Source organism: Halorientalis pallida, from assembly GCF_004118325.1.
Classification (GTDB): Archaea; Halobacteriota; Halobacteria; order Halobacteriales; family Haloarculaceae; genus Halorientalis; species Halorientalis pallida.
In genome coordinates this window covers 185,831-205,661 of sequence record NZ_RDFA01000001.1, presented here as the reverse complement: position 1 = coordinate 205,661, position 19,831 = coordinate 185,831, and the positions used below count along the sequence as shown (strand labels likewise).

Annotated in this window: 17 protein-coding genes; 7 read left to right on the top strand and 10 right to left on the bottom strand. The window is 68.5% G+C overall.

From position 1 onward, the window contains the following. Nucleotide 1 precedes the first annotated feature (1 nt). Nucleotides 2–1,615, top strand: coding sequence for a sodium:solute symporter family transporter (locus EAF64_RS01150; RefSeq protein ID WP_129067143.1), 1,614 nt, complete (start codon nucleotides 2–4; stop codon nucleotides 1,613–1,615). A gap of 141 nt (nucleotides 1,616–1,756) precedes the next feature. Here the strand turns inward: EAF64_RS01150 and EAF64_RS01145 are convergent, their stop codons facing one another. Together EAF64_RS01145 and EAF64_RS01140 are read right to left on the bottom strand one after the other, a co-directional pair. Continuing rightward, the gene (locus tag EAF64_RS01145) at nucleotides 1,757–2,704 is read right to left on the bottom strand and encodes a hypothetical protein (protein ID WP_129067142.1); all 948 of its coding nucleotides are present in this window, start codon (nucleotides 2,702–2,704) and stop codon (nucleotides 1,757–1,759) included. A gap of 372 nt (nucleotides 2,705–3,076) precedes the next feature. Then, nucleotides 3,077–4,078 carry a PLP-dependent cysteine synthase family protein gene (locus EAF64_RS01140; protein ID WP_129067141.1) on the bottom strand — a complete coding sequence of 334 codons (1,002 nt, stop codon included), beginning with the start codon at nucleotides 4,076–4,078 and terminating at the stop codon, nucleotides 3,077–3,079. 115 nt (nucleotides 4,079–4,193) lie between these two features. On the opposite strand from EAF64_RS01140, the gene EAF64_RS01135 reads away from it, so the two are divergent. From EAF64_RS01135 to EAF64_RS20695, 3 genes are all read left to right on the top strand, one after another. Continuing rightward, nucleotides 4,194–4,628 (top strand): DUF488 domain-containing protein, encoded by a 435-nt coding sequence (locus EAF64_RS01135; RefSeq protein ID WP_227738851.1) that lies wholly within the window; start codon nucleotides 4,194–4,196, stop codon nucleotides 4,626–4,628. Between the two features lie 62 nt (nucleotides 4,629–4,690). Beyond that, the gene (locus EAF64_RS01130; RefSeq protein WP_129067139.1) at nucleotides 4,691–5,095 is read left to right on the top strand and encodes a TlpA family protein disulfide reductase; all 405 of its coding nucleotides are present in this window, start codon (nucleotides 4,691–4,693) and stop codon (nucleotides 5,093–5,095) included. Between the two features lie 187 nt (nucleotides 5,096–5,282). After that, nucleotides 5,283–6,242: a hypothetical protein gene (locus EAF64_RS20695; protein WP_193767533.1), complete on the top strand. Its 960-nt coding sequence runs from the start codon at nucleotides 5,283–5,285 to the stop codon at nucleotides 6,240–6,242. 33 nt (nucleotides 6,243–6,275) lie between these two features. Here the strand turns inward: EAF64_RS20695 and EAF64_RS01120 are convergent, their stop codons facing one another. Beyond that, a complete protein-coding gene (locus tag EAF64_RS01120) occupies nucleotides 6,276–8,510 on the bottom strand; it encodes a DUF2298 domain-containing protein (RefSeq protein WP_227738850.1) in 2,235 nt (744 codons plus the stop codon). A gap of 53 nt (nucleotides 8,511–8,563) precedes the next feature. Then, nucleotides 8,564–10,714, bottom strand: coding sequence for a thioredoxin domain-containing protein (locus tag EAF64_RS01115; RefSeq protein ID WP_129067138.1), 2,151 nt, complete (start codon nucleotides 10,712–10,714; stop codon nucleotides 8,564–8,566). A gap of 104 nt (nucleotides 10,715–10,818) precedes the next feature. Here EAF64_RS01115 and purD point away from each other — a divergent pair, with 104 nt between their 5' ends. Further along, entirely contained in the window at nucleotides 10,819–12,111 is a 1,293-nt protein-coding gene (gene purD, locus EAF64_RS01110; protein ID WP_129067137.1) for a phosphoribosylamine--glycine ligase, read from the top strand. Here the strand turns inward: purD and EAF64_RS01105 are convergent. Then, complete coding sequence (locus tag EAF64_RS01105) at nucleotides 12,108–13,226, bottom strand: GNAT family N-acetyltransferase (protein ID WP_193767532.1); 1,119 nt, start codon at nucleotides 13,224–13,226, stop codon at nucleotides 12,108–12,110. The two genes, purD and EAF64_RS01105, sit on opposite strands and share 4 nt — an antisense overlap. 116 nt (nucleotides 13,227–13,342) lie before the next feature. Between EAF64_RS01105 and EAF64_RS01100 the strand changes: the two genes are divergently transcribed. Continuing rightward, nucleotides 13,343–13,915 carry an acyltransferase gene (locus EAF64_RS01100; RefSeq protein ID WP_129067135.1) on the top strand — a complete coding sequence of 191 codons (573 nt, stop codon included), beginning with the start codon at nucleotides 13,343–13,345 and terminating at the stop codon, nucleotides 13,913–13,915. On the opposite strand, the gene EAF64_RS01095 is transcribed toward EAF64_RS01100, so the two are convergent. Together EAF64_RS01095 and dacZ are read right to left on the bottom strand one after the other, a co-directional pair. Further along, entirely contained in the window at nucleotides 13,912–14,691 is a 780-nt protein-coding gene (locus EAF64_RS01095) for a mechanosensitive ion channel domain-containing protein (protein ID WP_129067134.1), read from the bottom strand. The two genes, EAF64_RS01100 and EAF64_RS01095, sit on opposite strands and share 4 nt — an antisense overlap. Further along, the gene (dacZ, locus tag EAF64_RS01090) at nucleotides 14,691–15,503 is read right to left on the bottom strand and encodes a diadenylate cyclase DacZ (protein ID WP_129067133.1); all 813 of its coding nucleotides are present in this window, start codon (nucleotides 15,501–15,503) and stop codon (nucleotides 14,691–14,693) included. The genes EAF64_RS01095 and dacZ overlap by 1 nt, the downstream gene beginning before the upstream one ends. Before the next feature lie 154 nt (nucleotides 15,504–15,657). On the opposite strand from dacZ, the gene EAF64_RS01085 reads away from it, so the two are divergent. Further along, a complete protein-coding gene (locus EAF64_RS01085; protein WP_193767531.1) occupies nucleotides 15,658–16,482 on the top strand; it encodes an alpha/beta fold hydrolase in 825 nt (274 codons plus the stop codon). Between the two features lie 16 nt (nucleotides 16,483–16,498). On the opposite strand, the gene EAF64_RS01080 is transcribed toward EAF64_RS01085, so the two are convergent. The 3 genes from EAF64_RS01080 to EAF64_RS01070 form a co-directional block, all read right to left on the bottom strand. Beyond that, complete coding sequence (locus EAF64_RS01080; protein WP_129067132.1) at nucleotides 16,499–17,299, bottom strand: SDR family NAD(P)-dependent oxidoreductase; 801 nt, start codon at nucleotides 17,297–17,299, stop codon at nucleotides 16,499–16,501. A gap of 96 nt (nucleotides 17,300–17,395) precedes the next feature. After that, nucleotides 17,396–18,700, bottom strand: a complete 1,305-nt coding sequence (locus EAF64_RS01075) for a cobyrinic acid a,c-diamide synthase (RefSeq protein ID WP_129067131.1) — start codon at nucleotides 18,698–18,700, stop codon at nucleotides 17,396–17,398. Then, a complete protein-coding gene (locus tag EAF64_RS01070; protein WP_129067889.1) occupies nucleotides 18,697–19,701 on the bottom strand; it encodes a nicotinate-nucleotide--dimethylbenzimidazole phosphoribosyltransferase in 1,005 nt (334 codons plus the stop codon). Before EAF64_RS01070 ends, EAF64_RS01075 begins: the two co-directional genes overlap by 4 nt. Nucleotides 19,702–19,831: the final 130 nt, after the last annotated feature.

The window sequence follows — 19,831 nt, the reverse complement described above, 5'->3', positions numbered from 1 at the left end:
GATGCAGGTACTCCAGAGCTGGGGCGGCGAACTCCCGGTCCAGTACAGCAGCGATCTGGCGGTCGTGTTCATCGTCGGCTTCTCGCTGTTGATGGTCGGGATCGGACTGGTCGCCAGCCGGTACCAGCACGACCAGGAGGACTACTTCGTGGCCGGCCGCAGCGCCGGCATCTTCGTGATCGCACTGTCGATTTTCGCCTCGATCCAGTCGGGGTGGGGGATCGTCGGGTTCCCGGGGTCGGCCTTCGAGGTCGGCTTCGATTTCATCATCGTCGCGATGACGGCCGTGATACTGGGGTTCGTGATCGCCTACTGGTTGCTGGGCCGGAAGATGCGCCTGCTCGGGGACGTGCGCAACGCCATCACCGTCCCCGACGCCATGTACTATCGCTACGAGGACGACCGGGTTCGGCTGCTGGGGGCGACGACGGTCTTTCTCGGTTCGATGGGCTATCTGGCCTCACAGTACGCCGCGCTCGGGATCATCGGGGCACTCGTACTGCCCGTCGGCTTCTTCGAGGCGCTGATCCTCGGGCTGGTCGTGCTCGGATTCTACACCGTGATCGGCGGCATTCTGGCGGCGATCTGGTCGGACGCGATTCAGGGAGCCATGATGATCGTCGGGGCCCTGCTGACGACCTACTACGTGTTCACCAACTTCCCGGGCGGGTTCGACGGCATGGTCGGGACCCTCCAGACCAGCGATCCGGGGTTTCTGAACCTGACGCTCCTGGGCGGCGAGGGACTGGCGACGATCGGCTTTCTCGTCTCGATGGCGATCATCGGCCTCACGGTGGCCGGCCAGCCCCACGCCATCACGAAGTTCTACATGACCAAACGCGTCTCCGTCCTGAAGTGGGGCGCACTCATCTCGGGGACCGGCTACCTCCTCACGTCGCTGTACTGGTGGGTCGGGCCGGTGATGCGCGCGGCCGTCGCCCGCGGCCAGTTCGGCGGGTCGCTGCCGACCCCGGACACGGCGCTCCCGCTGGCGCTGATCGAGTACGCCCCCGCCGCGGTGACGGCGTTCGTCCTCACCTCGATCATCGCGGCCATCATGTCGACCAGTAACGCCTTCCTGAACGTCGGCGCCTCCGCCATCGTCCACGACTACCTCATGGAGTACCGGGGGACGGAACTCTCGGACCGGAAGCAGGTCCTCTGGGGGCGGGGCGCGACCGCCGCCTTACTCGTCGGTGCCGGCCTCATCGCCGCGACCTTCCCGGGCCTGATCTTCGTCCTCGGGGCCGCGGGCTGGGCTATCTTCGCGTCCGTCGTCTTCCCGTGTGTCGCCATCGGATACAACTGGAAGGGTGCGACGGCCGAGGGGGCGCTCTGGGGCGGCACCGCCGGCCTCGTCTTCACGCTCGTGTTCGCGTACGCACCCCAGTACACGCCGCTGACGATTCCGTGGGGCCTGCTGGGCGGGCAACTGGCGACGGTCATCGCCGTCACGGTGTTCGTCGCCGTCTCGCTGGTCACCAACACCAGCGAGTACGGCGACCTCGACGACAGCGTCCAGGCCGTGCTCGACATCGGTCGCCTGCAGGGCAGGTCCGGGGACTCGGTCGGCATCGCCGCCGACGGCGGGCGATCCAGCGAGAGCGACGACTGACGATTCCGGTGCCCGCTCCGCCGAGTCGGCCCGGCACTGGGAGCGCTCGGGGATGCCGTCCGAACCGGTCCCGACGATCCGTCTGATTTCTGCCAGGCTGGTGCGGGTCGTCGAAGATGGGTTCGGCGGCGACGAACAGCCTCAGCCTCGGACCCACAACACGACGCTGAGCAGGGTCAGAACCGTGGCGGTGGCCAGCGTGAGGACGCTCTGTAACAGCGGTGAACCGAACAGCGCCCCCTGCGTCCGGGGTCGGGGCTGGGGACCTGGGTCGTCGGCTGGAGCCGCCTCCGTCGCCGGCGGCGTCGTCCCCACGGTTCGTCGCGTCTCTTGCTTCGTCTCCGTCGCCGAGGACGCGCTCGTCGGCGTCATGGCCGAAGTCGTCGGGCGTTCCGTGGCGACCGTCGTCGGTGTCTCGGTCGGCGACGATTCCGGCGTCGTGGTTCTGTTCGTCGCGGCATCGGAGACGGTGACGACGGCGTAGTGGCTCGTCGGATCCTCGACTTGCCGGTCGTGACTCTTCGCGTCGATCAGGCTGCTCCGGTAGGTGCCCGCAGAGAACTCGAACGTCGTCACGTACTCCGTCCCGACGACGAAGTGCGACGCACGCTCGGCCACCACGCCGCCCTCGATATCGTAGACGCCGACTGCGATCCGACGCAGTCGGTCCGACCTCTCTACCCGGACGGTGCGGTTCGTCCCCTCGACGGTCGCGGTGTAGGACTCGATCGACGGGGGCCCCTCGGTCGTTCCCTCCTCGGCCGACTCGTCGTCGGCTGTCTCGTTCTCGCTGGTCGTGTTCTCGGTCCGGTTCGCGTCGACGCTCGATTCGTCGCCGTCGCTGTCGTTCCCGGTTCCAGCGTCGGTGTCGTCGACCGAGGACTCGTTCGTCTGACCGGCGAGCGGGACCGCGCCGAGTGACACCCCGCCGACGCCGACACTGGCCGTCGCTGGCGTCGCGTGATCGGTCGCCTGGGCCGCGGGTAGTCCCCCCGCGACTCCCGCGACGGGAACCGCGACCAGCAGACAGCACAGGACCGCAACCGGTATCGGTGACTCCGTGCCCTCGATGGCCGATTTCCCTGTCATAGTCGGTCGTGACCGTGACGGACTGTGATCGATCCCACCCAGGTGACCCGCGCCCACCACGGCCGCTCGTACTAGTCAGTCAGGAACGAGCTACTTATGATTTGCAATTCGTAGATTTATCGCCACCGACAGGTCGAATCAGTGGCGAGTGGCGGAGACGGTCGATCGGTCCGTTGGGACTCGGAGTGTGCGCGCATCCGGCGCGCGGAGCGGGCCGGTTCGCTCCGCCCGAGGTGATGCCGAGCGCAGAGGTAGTCTTCGCACTGAATTTGCCGAGTCGAGCGAGACCGCAGGTCCCGCAAACCAGGCGAACGGGCGCTACAGGCCCGTGGGCAGACGGGGGTGTGCGAAGGACACCCGCAGACGTAAAAATTAGTCTTCGAACATCCCGGTCGACATGTACCGCTCGCCGGAGTCCCAGAAGGCGGTGAGGACGAGCGGGCAGTCGGTGAACTCGTCACTCGCGGGGTCGGCGGGGCCGTCGCCGTCCATCACGATTCCCGGGCCTGGACCACCAGCGTCGGGGGAGGGCGGGCAGTCGGCGTCGGGGTCGGACAGACGCTCGGCCACGCGGCGGGCGACGACGTTGGTGCCGCCGGAGGACTGGCCGACCAGGATCCCTTCCTCACGGGCGAGACGACGACACTCCGCCTCCGCGGCGTCGATGCCGACGGTCTCGACCGAGTCGAGCAGGTCGGTGTCGAGGTTGTCGCTGACGAACCCCGGACCCATGCCCTGGAAGTCGTCCGAGCCCGATTCGCCGGTCGAGAGGACGGCGTTGTCCTCGGGCTCGACGGCGACGACCTCCATGTCGGGAAACGCCTCCAGCAGGCGGCGCGCCGTTCCCGAGAGGGTGCCCCCGGTGCCGACGCCGGCGACGAAGGCGTCGGGGGTCCGGTCGCCCAGCTGGTCCAGAATTTCCGGACCGGTCGTCCGGTAGTGGGCCTCCGGGTTGGCGGGGTTCTCGAACTGCCGGAGCTGGACCATCCCCTCTTCGGCTTCGAGGCGGTCGGCTCGATCCTTGGCCGCGTCCATCTCGCCCTCGACGAGTTCGAGGTTCGCGCCGTAGGCCTGCATGATGTTGCGTCGCTCCTCCGACTTCGAGGCGGGCATGACGATTGTGATGTCGTACCCTTTGGCGGCGGCGACCAGCGAGAGGCCGATGCCGGTGTTGCCGCTCGTGGGCTCGACGAGGTGGTCGCCGGGTTCGATCTCGCCGGTGGCCTCGGCGGCCTCAACCATCGCCAGCGCGGGGCGATCCTTGGCCGAGCCACCCGGGTTCTTCGACTCGATCTTCGCGGCGACGGTCGCCCCAGGCGGGGACTTGACCTGTACCAGCGGCGACCCGATGGTCTCCAGAATCGACGCGTGCATGTCGCCGGCTATGCCACCCCGGGTTAAGTGCCCACTGCCGCCGGCAGTGCGTGCCTCGGTCGCCGACACCCCCCGCACCCCGTGTTTTTTGCTCACAGCCACTCGACACTCGACCGTGGAACGGGCCGACGCCGGCGAGGTCGCGGAAACGTACGTCGCCGCCCTCCAGCACGACCTGGTGGATTTCGAGGACGCCGCACTCGTCGGCGTCGTCCGCCAGCCGACGGGCTGGTTCCACGGCGCTGTCGACGAGAACCGGCCGGCGCTGGGGCCGCCGGCGGCCCTGCTGGAGGAGACGAAACGGCGACACGAGGACCTGAAGATGCAGGGGCTCTGCGACGAGGGCGCGCACAACGCTGCCTGGGACGAGGTGGGATTCGAGGCGCGGTACCGCGATCACGTCCGGGAGTCCCCCGACGCACAGGCCGCACTCGACGACCTCGCCGAGCGGGTTCGCGACGGCGAAACCGTCGTCCTCGTCTGTTTCGAGGGTGAGGACAAGCGGTGTCACCGACGCGTGCTGGTCGGCCTGCTCGAGGCGCGCCTGTGACGACTTCCCGCTCGGCTGTCGGGAACACACCGGTTAAGGCCGCCGACCGCGTTGCGGGAAGTATGAGCGACGGACGACTCACGACGATGGAACCGGACCCGGTCTGGGACGAGGACTCCTACGAGGAGACGGTCGAGACCCTGCGCGGACTCGACGAAAGCGTGGTCTTCAACGTCTGGGGCGGCGACTGGTGCAAGGATTGCCGATCACAGCTTCCCGCTTTCGGCGCGGCGCTGGAGGCGGCGGACGTCTCCGCGGACCGGATCGAACACTACCCGACCGAGAAGGAAGACGACGGCTCCAAGACCGGCCCTGGCGTCGACGAGTACGGCATCGAGTACATCCCGACGGTCGTCGTCGAGGACACGGAGACGGGCGAGGAACTCGCCCGGTTCGTCGAGGACGCGGAGGTCCCAATCGCGGTCGCACTGGCCGACGACCTCGCGGACATCGAGACGGCGGCCTGAACGCCCTCGATAGCCGACTCGGACGCGACCCGCAACCACGTCGCAGTCAATCCTGAACGAACCGGTAGCCACAGGTTAGCACCGGCTCCGGACCCGGTAGGAACGTCCTACTCACCGTCCCCTGTCTCCGGAGCAGGGAGTACACGATAACTGACCTGTCCTATTCGAAGTATAACCAAGGACGTAAGTGAGAGACACCGACACGATGCGCCGGAACACGAACGTGGGATTCGACAGACGGCAGTTCATCAGTGGCGTCGCGGCGGGGGCAGGGGCGCTCGCCTCGACCGGGGTCGCGGTCGCAGGCTGTAAGGACCACGACGCTCCGGACCTCGACGAGGTGGCGGACGGGAAATCCGACACGACCTACTACTGCCTGCAAAAGCGGTGGTTCTTCGAGAAGAAACTCGTCGAGATCACGCCGCTGAAGGGGTCGATCCCGGTCGAAGAGCTGTACGGATGGGACCGGACTCACTACAGTTCGGTGGGGACGAAGCCCCTCCAGCGCGAGGACACCTGCACGCTCTTTCTCTACGAGGGACCGGAGGGGGACCTGAGCCTGGTGATCGTCCACGAGAAGTGGACGGGCGACAACGACGGCGGGGCGGCGTCGTTCACGTTCCTCGGCCTGCCGAAAGACGGCTCCTGGATCGTCCAGGACGACGAGTACGACGCGCCGAGCAACTTCGACCAGTGGGAGACGGAGGGTCTGCTCCAGACCGTCCACTGGACCTGGGCCGGCGGCCGCAACGACGGCGGGGCGTACGGCCCGCTCGACGACGACCTCTACTTCCGGATCGACCCGGCGTTCAACGAGGACGCCGAACTGTACGGCGAAGAGTACGAGGGGGAGGTCGAGACGTGGGAACTCCTCTCGGGTCCACTCGACGACCCCGAGCGACACGAACTGTGGATGGACGAGGAGGCGAACTTCTTCAAGAGCATCTTCGACCACCGGGATCACGAGGACTACTGGGAGCAGAAACGCGAGGAGTGGGGTGACGAGGACGACGAAGACCGGAACGCGGACGAGAACGACGGGGACGACGAAGCCGACGACGACGGTGAGGAAGCCGACGAGGAAGACGATGGGGGCTGGTGGGAGGACGACGATGCGGACGACGATGACGACGACTGGTGGGACTGAGAGGGCGCGGTCGTCGGACCGCAGTGACGCGGATCAGTACCGGAGCGTCGACTGGTTCACGCGGTAGATCGTCACGGCGTCGTTCTCGAAGACGGGTTCCGTGGCGGGATCGCCGTCGAACCGGTCGGTGCCGTACCGCGTGCGTTCCTCGGGGCCGTAGTAGACGTACCGGACACCGTAGCGGTCGAGGAGGCGGTGGCGATCCGAGCGACTCCCGTCGAACACGACGCCTACGTCCTCGACCCGTCGCCAGTAAGCGTCGGGGTCGCGGAAACCGACCTCGTGTGCCCACCCGGCGACGGTCGGGACGCCGGTCAGACTCGACGGGGCGTTGACCCAGTAGTAGTCCGGGCCGATCCCCGACCCGGGCGCGCTCAACAGCGTCGGCGTTCCCGACCGCTCGTCGAGCCACGAAATCGCGGCCATCCGTTCTGGGTACCGGTCTCGAGCGAACGACAGCGCGTCCAGCGTCGGGTTATCGACGCTGTTGTGCGGTTCGTCGTCCCCGTCGGTCCACTCGATCACGGCGGCGACCCCGTAGATGCCGGTCGAGAGGACCAGTAGTGCCACGGCGACCGGGCGGAGATCGAACCCACCGATCCCGGGGAGCGAGACGCCGTCGCCGTCGGCGAGGACGCGGCCGACCACGACGGCGGCGGCGATGCCGAACAGCAACCAGACCTCGGCGTAGGTCTTGAAGAAGGTGTTCACGCGGCCGATCCTGGTCGGCTCGTTCAGGTAGACGAGTTCCACGAGGACGACTAGCCCGAACCCGGCGAGCGCGAGGACCCCCTCGTAGCCGACCGCCGCGTCCGCGTCGGGGCGGCGGGCGCGCTGGAGGACGAACCAGGCGACCAGCACGAGGATGGCGAACACGACCACGCCGGCAAAGCCCGAGAGCAGGTAGTTCACCATCGCCACTGCGGCAACGACGATGCCGGCACTCGTGCGGACGCCCGTCTCAGGCGTCAACCGGACCAGCAGGTACGGGACCAGGACGGCGAGAAAGGGGCCGTGAACGAGGAGGAGCGATCCCAGTGGGCTACGGGTCGTGACGACCGCGATGGAGAGTCCGGTCGTCGCAGAGACCGACCAGAACGGGAGCGACCACCCCACAGCCAGGAGCGCCACGATCCCGGTCGCCACCGTCGCGGCGAGCGCGCGGCCGTCCCCGAGGAACCCGACGACTGGAGCGTCGCCGGAGGTGGGAATCGACCCGCGAAATCGGTCGAACCCGAGCGACACCGGCGACGCGGGAGCGAAGTACAGCGTCAGCCAGACGATGCCGAGGAGGATCGGGAACGACCAGGCGTGGGCGACGGTGACGAAGCCCGCGATGGACGGGACGAGGCCGAATACGACCCCCTGTCGGTATCGACGGCGCTCGTCGGGCGTCCCGAAGTAGGCGTAAAGGCAGGCGACGGTCAAAAGCGAGAACGGCGCCGCGAGCATGTGCGCGTGCACGTCGCCGTTGAGATACGCGAAGAGCGGGAACTCGGTTATCATCCCGGGCACGACGCGACTGGCCGGCCAGTAGTCGAGCCCCGCGACCGCCGCGGCGGGCGACCCGTCGACGGGGCTCGACAGCAGGCGAACGACCGGTGACAGGTTGCTCGCGAACCCGACGAAGAAGACGCCGGCGAGCGCGGCGGCGTGACCGGCGTCCCAGCGCCGACCGATCGCGCCCGCCAGCCCGTAGGCGGCCGTCACGAGACTCGCGTAGAAGGTGGCCAGCGAGAGGTTGTAGGCGAACCGTGCCGGTGTATCGGCGAGTCGCGCCAGGAGCGAAGCCGTGAACTGCCCGCCGTAGTAGTAGCTGAACGGTTCGCCGGCGAACCACGTGTCTTCGGCCGGCAGGGCCGTCGCCCGGAGGTGTGCTCGGAGCAACCCGAAATCGAGGAACTTCTCCCCGCTCGCCGGGTCGACGGCCGGGTCGAAGGCACGGAGCGCGAGCATGAAACAGAACGCGAGCACGAAGAGGCCGTAGGCGGCCAGGCCGGCCCGGAACCGGTCGCGCCAGTCCGTCCGGCGGGCCGTGACGACGGTGGCCAGTCCCAGCACTGCGAGGCCGGCCACGAGCCCGGCCGTGATCGAGCGGTGGCCGATCCAGAGGGCGACGCTACCGACCACGAACAGCGCCGCGGGGAGGCCGAACGCCGGCGCGTAGCGGCCGAGGCTCGCGAGCGGTCCGAGCGCCATCAGCCCACCGGCCAGCCCGAGGACGAGGCAGACGACCAGCCAGCCGACGACGGCATCGAGGGGAATCACCCGTTCTCGGGTGGCTGGCTCACGGGGCGGTCACAAAAGCACGGCGACACCGATCAATCCGCTGTCTCGAACCACTCCAGCGCCGCCCCGATGTCCTGTCGCGGCGGCGAACAGGTGAACGCCCGGCAGGCGTACACCGTCGGCTCACCGTCGCGCTCGTCGCGGTCGGCCCAGATCGGCGGTGCCTCGTCGAGTCCGAGCGCGTCGAGCCACTCTCCCAGCCCGTCGGCGCTGGGCGGCCGACGAGTGAGGACGCGACCCGGGAGGTAGGTTTCGCCGACGGCCGCCCGCCAGTCCTCCGCGAGGGAGTCGGTGGCGACGGTGAGTTCGTGATTCCCGTGTTCGTAGCCGTCCGCGGCCAGCACGAGCGACGTGTGGCGGAGCGGGTCGGACTCGATCTCGCTGCCGTGGGTCGCCAGCGCCTGCTCGGCGATCTCGGCGAACTCCTCGCGCGGCAGGAAGTGATCGAGCGCGAGCAACAGGTCGGCGGCCACCCCGGCGCTGGAGGGCGTCGACTGGTCGGTGAGTTCCTGGGGACGCGCGACCAGGCCCTCACCGTCGGCGGGCGTGAAGTACAGCGTTCCCGCGTCGGCGTCCCAGAAGTTGTCCTCGATGGCCCGCGCGAGGTCCAGCGCGAACGCGAGGTGGGCGACGTCGCCCGTGACCTGGTAGAGGTCGAACGCGCCCCGCGCGAGGAAGGCGTAGTCCGCGAGGTAACCGTCGACGCTCACGTCGCCGTCCTTGTACCGCCGGGCGAGCCGCTGTTCCTCGTCGTCCCACAGGTGCGCCCGGAGGAATTCGAGCGCCTCGACGGCGGGCTCGGCGACCTCGGGGCCCGCGACGAGGCCGGCCTCGGCGTAGGCCGACAGCATCAGCCCGTTCCAGCCGGCCAGGATCTTCTCGTCGCGACGAGGGCGCGGCCGGTCCTCGCGGGCCTCGAAGACGGCGGCGGTCGCCTCGTCGAGGACCGTCTCGACCGTGGCGGTATCGAGGTCGTACGCGTCGGCGAGGTCCTGGATGTCGGCGACCACGGTCAGCACGGTCTCGCCCTCGAAGTTGCCCGGTTCGGTGACGCCGTACCGGTCACAGAACAGGTCGGCGGCGGTGTCTTCGTCGACGCCGTCGTCGCCCTCGAACTCACTGCTCGCGACGGCCTCGCGGACGCCCGCGGGACTCCAGACGTAGAAGGCCCCTTCCTCCTGTTCGCCGGACTCGCCCTCGCTCTGGGCGTCGAGCGTGCTGAAGAAACCGCCCTCGGGGTGCTGGAGTTCGCGGGTGACGAACTCCAGGGTCTCCAGCGCGTACTCGCGGTAACGCTCGTCGCCGGTCGCCTGGTAGCCCGCCAGCAGGGCGCGGGGAATCTCTGCGTTGTCGTACAGCATCTTCTCGAAGTGTGGCACCGTCCAGTCCCGGTCGGTGCAGTAGCGGTGGAAGCCACCGCCGACGTGGTCGTAGAGGCCACCGTCGATCATCGCGTCGAGTGCCTCGGTGGCGACCCCGCGGTACTGGTCGCGGCCGGTCCGACGGTTGGCCCGCAAGAGGACGTGGACGCGGCCAGCCTGCGGAAACTTCTGTCCGCGGCCCCAGCCGCCGTGGTCGCGGTCGGCCCCGCGGACGGCGGCCTGCGCGGCCGCGTCGAGTGTCCCCGACGGTGCCTCGCCCGCCGATTCGGGCGTCTCTTCGAGCTCGCCCTTGACTGCGTCCGTCCACTTCTCGGCGCGCTGTTCGAGCCCGTCGCGTTCGGTCTCCCAGCTCTCGGTGATGTCTTCGAGCAACTGGCCGAAGCCGGGCATCCCACGCTTGGATTCGGGCGGGAAGTACGTCCCGACGAAGAAGGGCTCGCTCTCGGGCGTGAGGAACACGGAGAGGGGCCAGCCGCCCGTGCCCTGGGTCATCTGACAGATGGACTGGTAGATCGAGTCCAGATCCGGGCGTTCCTCGCGGTCGACCTTGATCGGGACGAAGTTCTCGTTGAGTTTGCGGGCGATGTCGGGGTCCTCGAAGGACTCGTCTTCCATCACGTGACACCAGTGGCAGGCCGAGTAGCCGACCGAGAGGAAGATCGGTCGATCCCGTTCACGGGCGGCGTCGAGAGCGGCGTCGTCCCACGGTTGCCAGTTGACGGGGTTGTCGGCGTGCTGGCGGAGATACGGACTCTCCTCGTCGTCGAGGCGGTTGCGGTCGGTGGGGGCCGCGTCGGTCATGGGGCCAGGTAGGTCCGCCGGGTACTTGAGAGCGGGGACGGGGCACCGCCGGCCTCCGGCAGGGTATGACAACGCTTAGGTGACCCTGTGATAGCTTTTTTTCTATGACAGAGACCGTGCTGCTGGTCGGCGGAGGCGGACGCGAGCACGCCATCGCTCGGGCGCTCGCCGACTCCGACGCAGACCTGTACGCCTGTGCCGGCAACCGCAACCCGGGGATCGCGGAGATCGCGGTCGGATTCGAGACGCTGGACACGACGACGCCGCCCGCGGTCGTCTCCTACGCCGAGGACGTGGGTGCGGACCTCGCCGTCATCGGCCCGGAGGCGGCGCTGGAAGCGGGCGTGGCCGACGCGCTCGACGACGTGGGCATCTACACCTTCGGCCCACAGGAGGAGGAGGCCCGCATCGAGACGGACAAGGGCTTCCAGCGTCGCTTCATGGAGAAACACGACGTGCCGGGCTGTCCCGACTTCGAGGAGTTCCGGGACACGGAGGCCGCCTGCGAGTACGTCGACGAGTACGACGGCGACCTCGCGATCAAGCCCGCCGGCCTCACCGGCGGCAAGGGTGTCCGCGTCATGGGCGATCAGGTCGACGCCGAGGAAGCCAAGGCGTACATCCGCGATTCGGACTACGACCGGATCGTCCTCGAAGAACGCCTGATCGGCGAGGAGTTCACGATCCAGGCGTTCGTCGCCAACGGCGAGTTGCGCGTCACGCCCGCCGTGCAGGATCACAAGCGCGCCTACGAGGGCGACGAAGGCCCCAACACCGGCGGCATGGGCAGTTACAGCGACGGCTCACTGGAACTCCCATTCATGTCCGAGGACGAGTACCACGACGCCGTGGACGTACTCCGGGCCGTCGTCGACGCGCTCGACGGCTACAAGGGCGTCCTCTACGGCCAGTTCATGCTCACCGCCGAGGGCATCAAGGTCGTCGAGTTCAACGCACGCTTCGGCGACCCCGAGGCGATGAACACCCTGCCGGTCCTGAACACGGACTTCCTCGACGTGCTGACGGCCGCCCGGGACGGCGAGAAACTCCCGAAACTGGCGTTCCAGCGACGGGCCACCGTCTGTAAGTACGCCGTCCCCGACGGCTACCCCACGGACCCCGAGGCCGGCGCGAAGGTCCAGATCGACGCGGACTCGGCGGGTGAGGCCATCCTCTTCTACGCCTCCGTCGACGAGCGCGACGACGGCATCTACACGACGACCTCCCGCTCGTTCGCCGTCGTCGGCGTCGCCGACTCGATCACCGGGGCCGAGGAGGTCGCCGAGGACGCGCTCCAGCGGGCCGGCACCGACGGCCTGCGCGTGCGTCACGACATCGGCAAACCCGACCTCGTCCAGCGCCGCATCGACCACATGGCCGAGTTACGCGACGACTAGGCGATGTCCTGATCGGACAGCGAGAGCAACCAGTTTTCACCGTCGTCGATCGCCGTCCCGCCGAGACGCCAGTCCTCCTCCGATTCCGTCGATGGCACCGGCCTGGCGACGTGGGTCGTCCGCGAGACCAGCCGCGACAGCGTGACGGTGTCGTCGGCGACGAACCCGCAACTGGACAGCACCGCGTCGGGAATGGGGTCGGCCGTCGCCGTCAGGACCGCCGCGGCCGGTGTGTCGGTGACGACGGCCGAGACGAGCGCGGCGAAGGCATCGTCGGACCCGCCGACCAGCGGGAGCGCGTCGGCGAGGCGTGTAGTCGTCATCCCGGTGATCGTATCAGTGCAGGTGACGAGGCTCCCGACCAGTCGGCCGTCTCGGCGGGCGAGGTATGTCCGGCAGTTCCAGTTCGGGTTCGAGAATCGCCAGTCGAGAAAGGCTTCGGTCCGGCGGACGTGGATACGTTCGGGGACCGCCTGCTGGTAGAGGGCGGCGAGCGTGGCCGTGGGGACGCCGTCGAGTCGTTCGACGGCGATGTCGTCCGGAGGCGTGACGTGCCGGTCGCGATAGTCCAGATAGCCAGTGACCAGCGGGGCGCAGAGACGACCGGCGAGTCTCGCCGCACGGCCGTCGCCCCGTCGAGCAGCGATCGCTGCCGGATCTTGCACGCGGTAGTACGTGGTGGGTCGGGCGACGGTCCGCCAGCCGAACTTCTCCAGGAGCGGGCGCAGCGCCGGCGTCGGGAAGTTGAAGTATAGTTCGGCGTCCCCGTCGCGGGCGATGCGAGCTTCGGTCATCCGCGTGGCCAGGCCCGACCCGCGGTGGTCGGGGTGGACGATCCAGTCGACGGGCTGGAGCGCCCGGACCGTCTCGCCGCCGACGCCGAGTCGGTAGGGGACGGCCGCTTCGGCGCCGACGACGGTCCTCCCACGTTCGGCGAGCGTCATGCGGACGCCGTCGGCGGCGGGGTTCTGCCGGAAGCGCCAGTCGAACCACTCGGCGGAGCGCTCGTGGCCCCAGACCGTCTGGTAGAGGTCGCGGAACCGCTCCCCGTCGCCGGCGGCGAACGGACGAATCGCGTACTCGCCCTCGCCGGGTGTGGTCGTAGTCGGCTCCATCGCTCGGTGGCCACGCGGTGACGACGGGTTACTATACAGTCGATACTCAGAATAGGGGCCGACTACGAGCGGACGATGGGCACCATTCATATCGGTCGCCACCGAAAAACTGGGTCGTGACCGACGATCCAGACGACGGGACTGGGGCAGCAGGGTCGGGGGCCGACGCGGGCGACGGGCGTGACGCCGACGGCGAGTCGGCGCGGCCCGAACGCCACGCCGCGACGCGCGTCCACGCGACACGGGGGCCGAAGAACTCCCTCCAGCACTGGCTAGAGGCGCGCAGTTTCTTTCGGGTCTGTCTCAACTACGTCGCGATCGTCCTCGCACGGATCGCGCCGAGTTTGCGGCTCAAGAGCTGGCTCTTGCGCCGGATCGGCGTCACCGTCGGCGAGGGGGTCTCGTGGGGCCTGGAAGCGACGCCGGACGTGTTCTGGCCGGAACTGATCACCGTCGAGGACCACGCCATCGTCGGCTACGACGCGACACTGCTCTGTCACGAGTTCCTGCAGGAGGAGTACCGCACCGGCGAAGTCGTCGTCGGCGAGCGGGCGATGATCGGCGCGGGAGCCATCGTCCTCCCCGGCGTCGAGGTCGGTGCCGGCGCGCAGGTGGCGGCGAACTCGCTGGTGACCGAGGACGTGCCGCCGGACACGACGGTTGCGGGCGTGCCGGCCGAGGAAGTCTAGTCCCGGACCCGGACGATCCCTTCGCGCAGGATCTGCTGGTTCGGGATGATGTACTCGGTGCCCTCGTTCTCGACGTGAGTGACGAACAGGTCGACCTCCTGGACGATCCCGGTGCGGTCGCCGACGCGGATCTCGTCGCCGATGGCGTAGGGTTCGTTGAGGAGGAGGTAGACGCCGGCCGCGCCGGCCGACAGGAGATCACGGAAGGCCAGGCCGCCGAGGAAGATGATCCCGAAGACGTAGGCTGCAAGCAGGATCAAGAGCGCGCGGGTCGCGACGCCCAGTTGGTTCAGCGCGATCAGGCCCGCGATGTAGAAGATGCTGTACTTGACCAGCGTCGGAATCAGGCCAGCTTCGGGGAGTTTGATGCCGCGCAGGTGTTCGCTGACCAGCAGGGCCGCCTTGTCACCGACGACCAGACCCGCGATGACCGCGAGCACGGCGATGAACACCTGCGGGAGGAACGCGGCGAAGAACGGCAGGACGGCTGCCATCGCCAGGACGCCAGCCACGTCCAGTGCGGCGATGGTCGTCCCCAGATACACGGAGAAGGCCACGAGTTGCGAGAGCAGGCCGACGGTCGAGGTGCCCAGTCCCCGCGCGCTTCGCTCGAAGGCCGTCCCCTCGACCACGCCCGGCAGGCCGATGGCACGCAGGGCGCGTTTGATGAACCGGCCCAGCAGGTATCCGGAGAGCAGCCCGACGACGAAGATCGCGCTCGCAGCGAGAAAAGGTGAACTCGTCAGGTACCGCAGGGCCGCCTCGTGCAAGCTCATCAGTACTCCTCCGGATCGAGCTCGAGTATTATCTCACCGCCTTTGAACGCTCGAACGAGGCCGTCGCTCTCACTGAGGACGATGGCGACGGCGTTGGTGTCCCGCGTGATCGCCCCGGCCGCCATGTGGCGCGCCCCCAGACCTTTGGGGATGTCGACGCCCTCCGCGGACGGCTCCAGGTAGCGGTAGGCCGAGACGATCTTTCCGGAGTCGGAGATGACGAACGCGCCGTCCAGCCGGGAGAATTCCTTGAGCATCACGTTCACGATGGGGTCCCCGACGTGGACGTGTGACTTCTCGAAGGGGTTGTAGGAGAGCGGTCGGGACTTGTTCATCACTTTGCCGGCGTCGCCGACGACGAACAGCGCGCCGACGGGCTTACCTTTCTGTCCTTTCTTGCCGAGTTCGACGGCGACCTCGAGCACGTCCCGGATGACGGCGGGTTCGGCCCGCGAGTTGACGAACAGGCCGTAGACGCCGGAGGGCGAGAAGTTGCTGGCCTTGACCCGCATCACCGTGTCGATGTCCTCGTCGAAGGTCTTGACGGCGCAGGCGATCTCGTCCCCGTCGGCGACGAGTTCCTGACCCATCGCCCCCTCGACCCCGAACCGGACGCGACTGGCCACGTCGTTGAACTCTAGCGGGAGTTCGACGTACTCGTCGGCCCCGACCGAGTTTTCCGGTGCGACGACGACGACCAGCGTGTCGTCCACCTCCTCGAAAGACTCGTAGAACGAAGCACTCGGAGAAAACAGGAAGATTGCGTCCACTTCGGACACGAGACTCCCGAGTAGCTCACGCAAGTCGCTCATTGCTGTACCGACCAACCTTACCCGATTAAGTTTTGTGGCCTCGTCGTGCGCCCGTCCTGCGCCCGTCTGACTCGCCGGTACGGCCGTGAACCCGACCCAGAACCCCCACTGCTCGGAGACAGCGCTTATCACCCCGGCCTCCGTGGACCGTGGCATGTCAGACCTGCCCGAGGATCCAGACCCGGCGACACAGCTGTACCGACACCGCACGGAGACCGTCTCCGAGGAACGCGGGTCGGGCCCGCCCGTCGTGTTCGCCCACGGTACCCTGATGGACTGGACGATGTTCGAACCGCAACTGGCGGCCCTCTCCGACGACTACCGGACCATCGCCTACAACCTCCGGGCCCGGACCGACCGGTTCCAGGGGCCCTACGATCTCGACGATCTCGTCGAGGACTGTCGTGTGCTCATGGACGCCAAGGACGTCGACTCCTGCGTCCTCGCGGGGATGTCGATGGGCGGGTTCATGGCCCTGCGCTTCGCGCTGAAGTATCCCGATATGCTCGAGGGAATCGTCCTGATCGACAGCATGGCGACCCCCCACGACGAGGCCGAACAGGAGCAGTACGGCGACATGGTCGAGACGGCGAAAGCGGAGGGCGACGTCCCCGACCCGATGGCCGAAGCCGTCTCACACATGCTGTTCGGTCAGACCGCCATCGAGGAGCGGACCGATCTGGTCGAACACTGGAAGGACCGCTGGCTGACCTACCCCGGCGAGGCCGTCCACGACGAGGTGAACTCCTGGCTCCACCGCCCCGGCGTCGAGGACCGACTGGACGAGGTCGACGTGCCTGTCCTGATCACCCACGGTGCCGAAGACGTGTCCATCGAACCCGAACGCGCCGAACCGATGGTCGACCAGCTGCCCGACGCACGGATGGAACTCATCCCCGAGGCCGGCCACTCCTCGAACACCGAGAACCCCGAGGCCGCCAACGCCGCGATCCGCGAGTTCCTCGAGGACGTGTACTGACGGCGACGCTCGCCTCTCAGATCGCGGTCCAGCCGCCGTCGACGACGAACGTCGATCCCGTGCAGTACGAGGACGCCTCCGAGGCGAGATAGAGCGCGATCCCTTTGAGTTCCGACGGTTCGGCGAACCGCCCGAGCGGCGTCCGCCCCTCGATTTCGTCGTGGAGGTCCTCGACGGCCGGGGACTCGGCGGCCGTCTCGGTCAGCAGGCCGTGGCCGATGCTGGTCCGGACGTAGCCCGGACAGACGGCGTTGACCCGCACGTCCGGGGCGAGTTCCGCGGCCAGTTGCTTCGTGAGTTGTTTCGCCCCGCCCTTCGAGGCCACGTAGGGGCCGATGCCGATGGCGGGTTCGGCGACGAAACTGAGCATCGAGGCGGTGACGATCAGTCGGCCGTGGCCCTGTTCCTCCATGATCGACCCTGCTTCCCTCGTCGTCAGGAAGACGCCGTCGAGGTTCACGCCGTTGATCTCCCGCCAGTCCGACAGCGAGACGTTCGTGATCTTGTTGCCCAGGCCGGAGATGCCGGCGTTGGCGAAACAGACGTCGAGGCCGCCGAGATCGTCGACGGTCCGCTCGACCATCCGCTCTGCGTCGTCCTCGTCGGTCACGTCGGCCTCGATGGGCAGAACCGTCGCGTCCGTCTCGGCCCGGAGGTGGTCGGCGGTGTCGGCCAGCCCCGACGCGTCGACGTCGGCGATGGCCACGTCGGCACCGCCTTCGGCCATCGCCTCGGCGTAGCCCGCACCGATCCCGCTGGCACCGCCCGTGACGAGTGCGACCTCACCGTCGACCCGGAACTGATCCAGTACCGTCATCGCTGTCCCCCCGACCGTCCGCGGCGAATACGATCGCTCACGAGTTCAGGTCCCGGATCGATCTCGGTTAAGCGTACGGATCAGACAGCTGCCGAGTCAGACCCGATCCAGGAACCGGTCGAACGCGCCGCTCTCGGCGTGGACGTGGGTGTAGGTGCCCAGCGTCCGGTACTCCGTCAGTCCGTCGCGCTCGCCGTCGATGCCGTCGCCACGCTCCATCTCGAAGGCGAAGCGGGCGTCCCGCCCGACCGACGCCTCGCTGTAGTGGAACTCGTGCCCTCGAAGGCACTCACCCGGATCGGCGGTGAGCGTGCCCGCTGTGGCCCGCATCTCGACGTGATCCAGCGCCTGGTAGCGGTCCCGCATCTCGATGTCGGCGGGGAGGACACCGGCCATCTCGCCACTCTCGCCGTCGGCCGTCGTCAGCGATTCCGCGAGTGTCATGAGCCCGCCACACTCTCCGAGGACGGGCATCCCTTCGCTGGCACGCTCGCCGATGGTCGCGAGCGCCGGCCCGTCGGCCAGTGCGTCCACGTGGAGTTCCGGGTAGCCGCCGGGGAGGTAGACGCCGTCGCAGTCGGGCAGGTCGTCGCCCGCTGTCGGCGCGAACGTCACCACCTCGGCCCGGTCCCGTAGTCGTTCGAGCGTCGCCGGGTAGCGAAAGCAGAAGGCGGCGTCGTCGGCGACGGCGATCCTGGCGTCGGTCGGGTCGGCGGGAGCGCCACCTTCGGAATCGGGTTCGGGCGGTTCCCGCGCCACGTCGAGCAGTTCCGCGACGCGCAGGTGTTCGGCGGCGGCCGCGAGCGCGTCGTCGTCGACGGGCGACTCGTCGCCCATCTCCAGGCCCAGGTGACGGTCCGGAATCTCCAGGTCGGGTGTCGGTGGAATCCGCCCGAAGTAGGTGAGTTCGTCGGGCAGGGCCTCGCGGATACCGTCGGCGTGACGGCCGCCGTGGGCGCGCTGGGCGATCACGCCGGCTACGTCGATGTCGCGGTTCGCGCGGGCAGCGTACTCACGGAAACCGAGCGCCGTGGCGGCGACGCTCTCCATCCCTGCTTTGGCGTCGACGACGAGGACGACGGGCAGGTCCAGTGCCTCGGCGACCATCGCGGTGCTGGAGCCGTCGCCGTCGTACAGCCCCATGACGCCCTCGACGACACAGAGGTCGCCGTCGCCGCGATGGTAGTTCCGCCGGAGGCCGTCGGTCCCTTCGAGCCAGGCGTCGAGCGTCCGGGACGGCTGGTCCGCGACGACGGCGTGGTGACTCGGGTCGATGAAGTCCGGGCCGGCCTTGGCGGGCTGGACCGCGTGACCGGTGTTCTCTACGGCCCGGAGGAGCGCAAGCGTGGCGACGGTCTTGCCGACGCCGGAACTCGTACCGCCGAGGACGAGCCCTCTCATGGCTGGGGCTCGGCCGGGTCCCGGCCGTCGAGCAGACGGTCGTAGACGGTGACGATTCGCTCCCGAACGTCTTCCATCGGGACGCCGGCGGCGTCGGCCAGCGCCAGCGCACCGCCCATACCGACCCCCTCTTTCGCCTCGCCGGCGACGTAGGCGTCCATCGCCGGATGATCCCGGTTCTCGAACCCGGGGTCGGTGACGGTCAGGTCGACGTTCAGGGCACGGGCGGCCGTCTCCAGGTCGACGCTCTCGTCGCCGGCGACGAACGAGGTGGTCGCCAGGCGGAGGGTGGTCTCGACGCCGGCGTGACGGGCGAGTGCCGCGGCGGCCAGTAGCTGGGTCCCGCCAGCCAGTGTCACCGCGGTATCGCCCTCGACCAGCCCCACGAGCAGGCCGGTGATCGTCGCCAGCACCGGGTCGCCCATGCGTCGGAGCGCGTCGGCGGGATCGCCCGCCGCGTCGCCAGGTTCGAGCGAACTCGCCGTCAGTCCGTCGCGAACGACCTCCTGCTTGAGCTCCAGCGGGTTCTCGGGGAGCGAGGACGAGACGGTGGGCGTCTCACCGAGCGCGCGGAGGACGCCGAACGCCGTCGTCGTCCCGCCGGGAATCGTCTCGGCCAGGTACACCTCGTCGTCGGGGACCGCGCGGCCGAACTCTCGGGCCGCCGCGAGGACGCCCGGTGCGGTCGAGACCGGGTCCTGCTCCCGAACGTCGTCGCCGGGACGAGCGCCGACGGTCACGGTCGGCGCGCCAGTCGGCTCTGCGAGCCCGCCGTCGACGACGGTCACGTCCAACCCGATCAGTTCCCTGACGGCGCGAGTGACGACCGCCGGTGTCGGACAGCCGCTCGGACTCACCGGGACGACCGGCGCGCGGATCGGTTCACCGTACGTGAGAATCTCCGCGTCCGCGCTCGGCGTGTGGACCAGCAGGTCCGAATCCGCGCCGGCCGCACTGATTCCCTCGATCTCCGCCGTCCGCGTCGTGCCCGCGACGAGCATCAGTCGCACGGTCGACGCACCCGAAGTTCCATGCCAGTGTGATTACCACAACTCAGTTTTAACTCGTTCGGTCGGTGTGGCGGGACCAGTTCGGTGGCGGGCCGCCGTCAGCAGACTTTTTGGCGGGCCC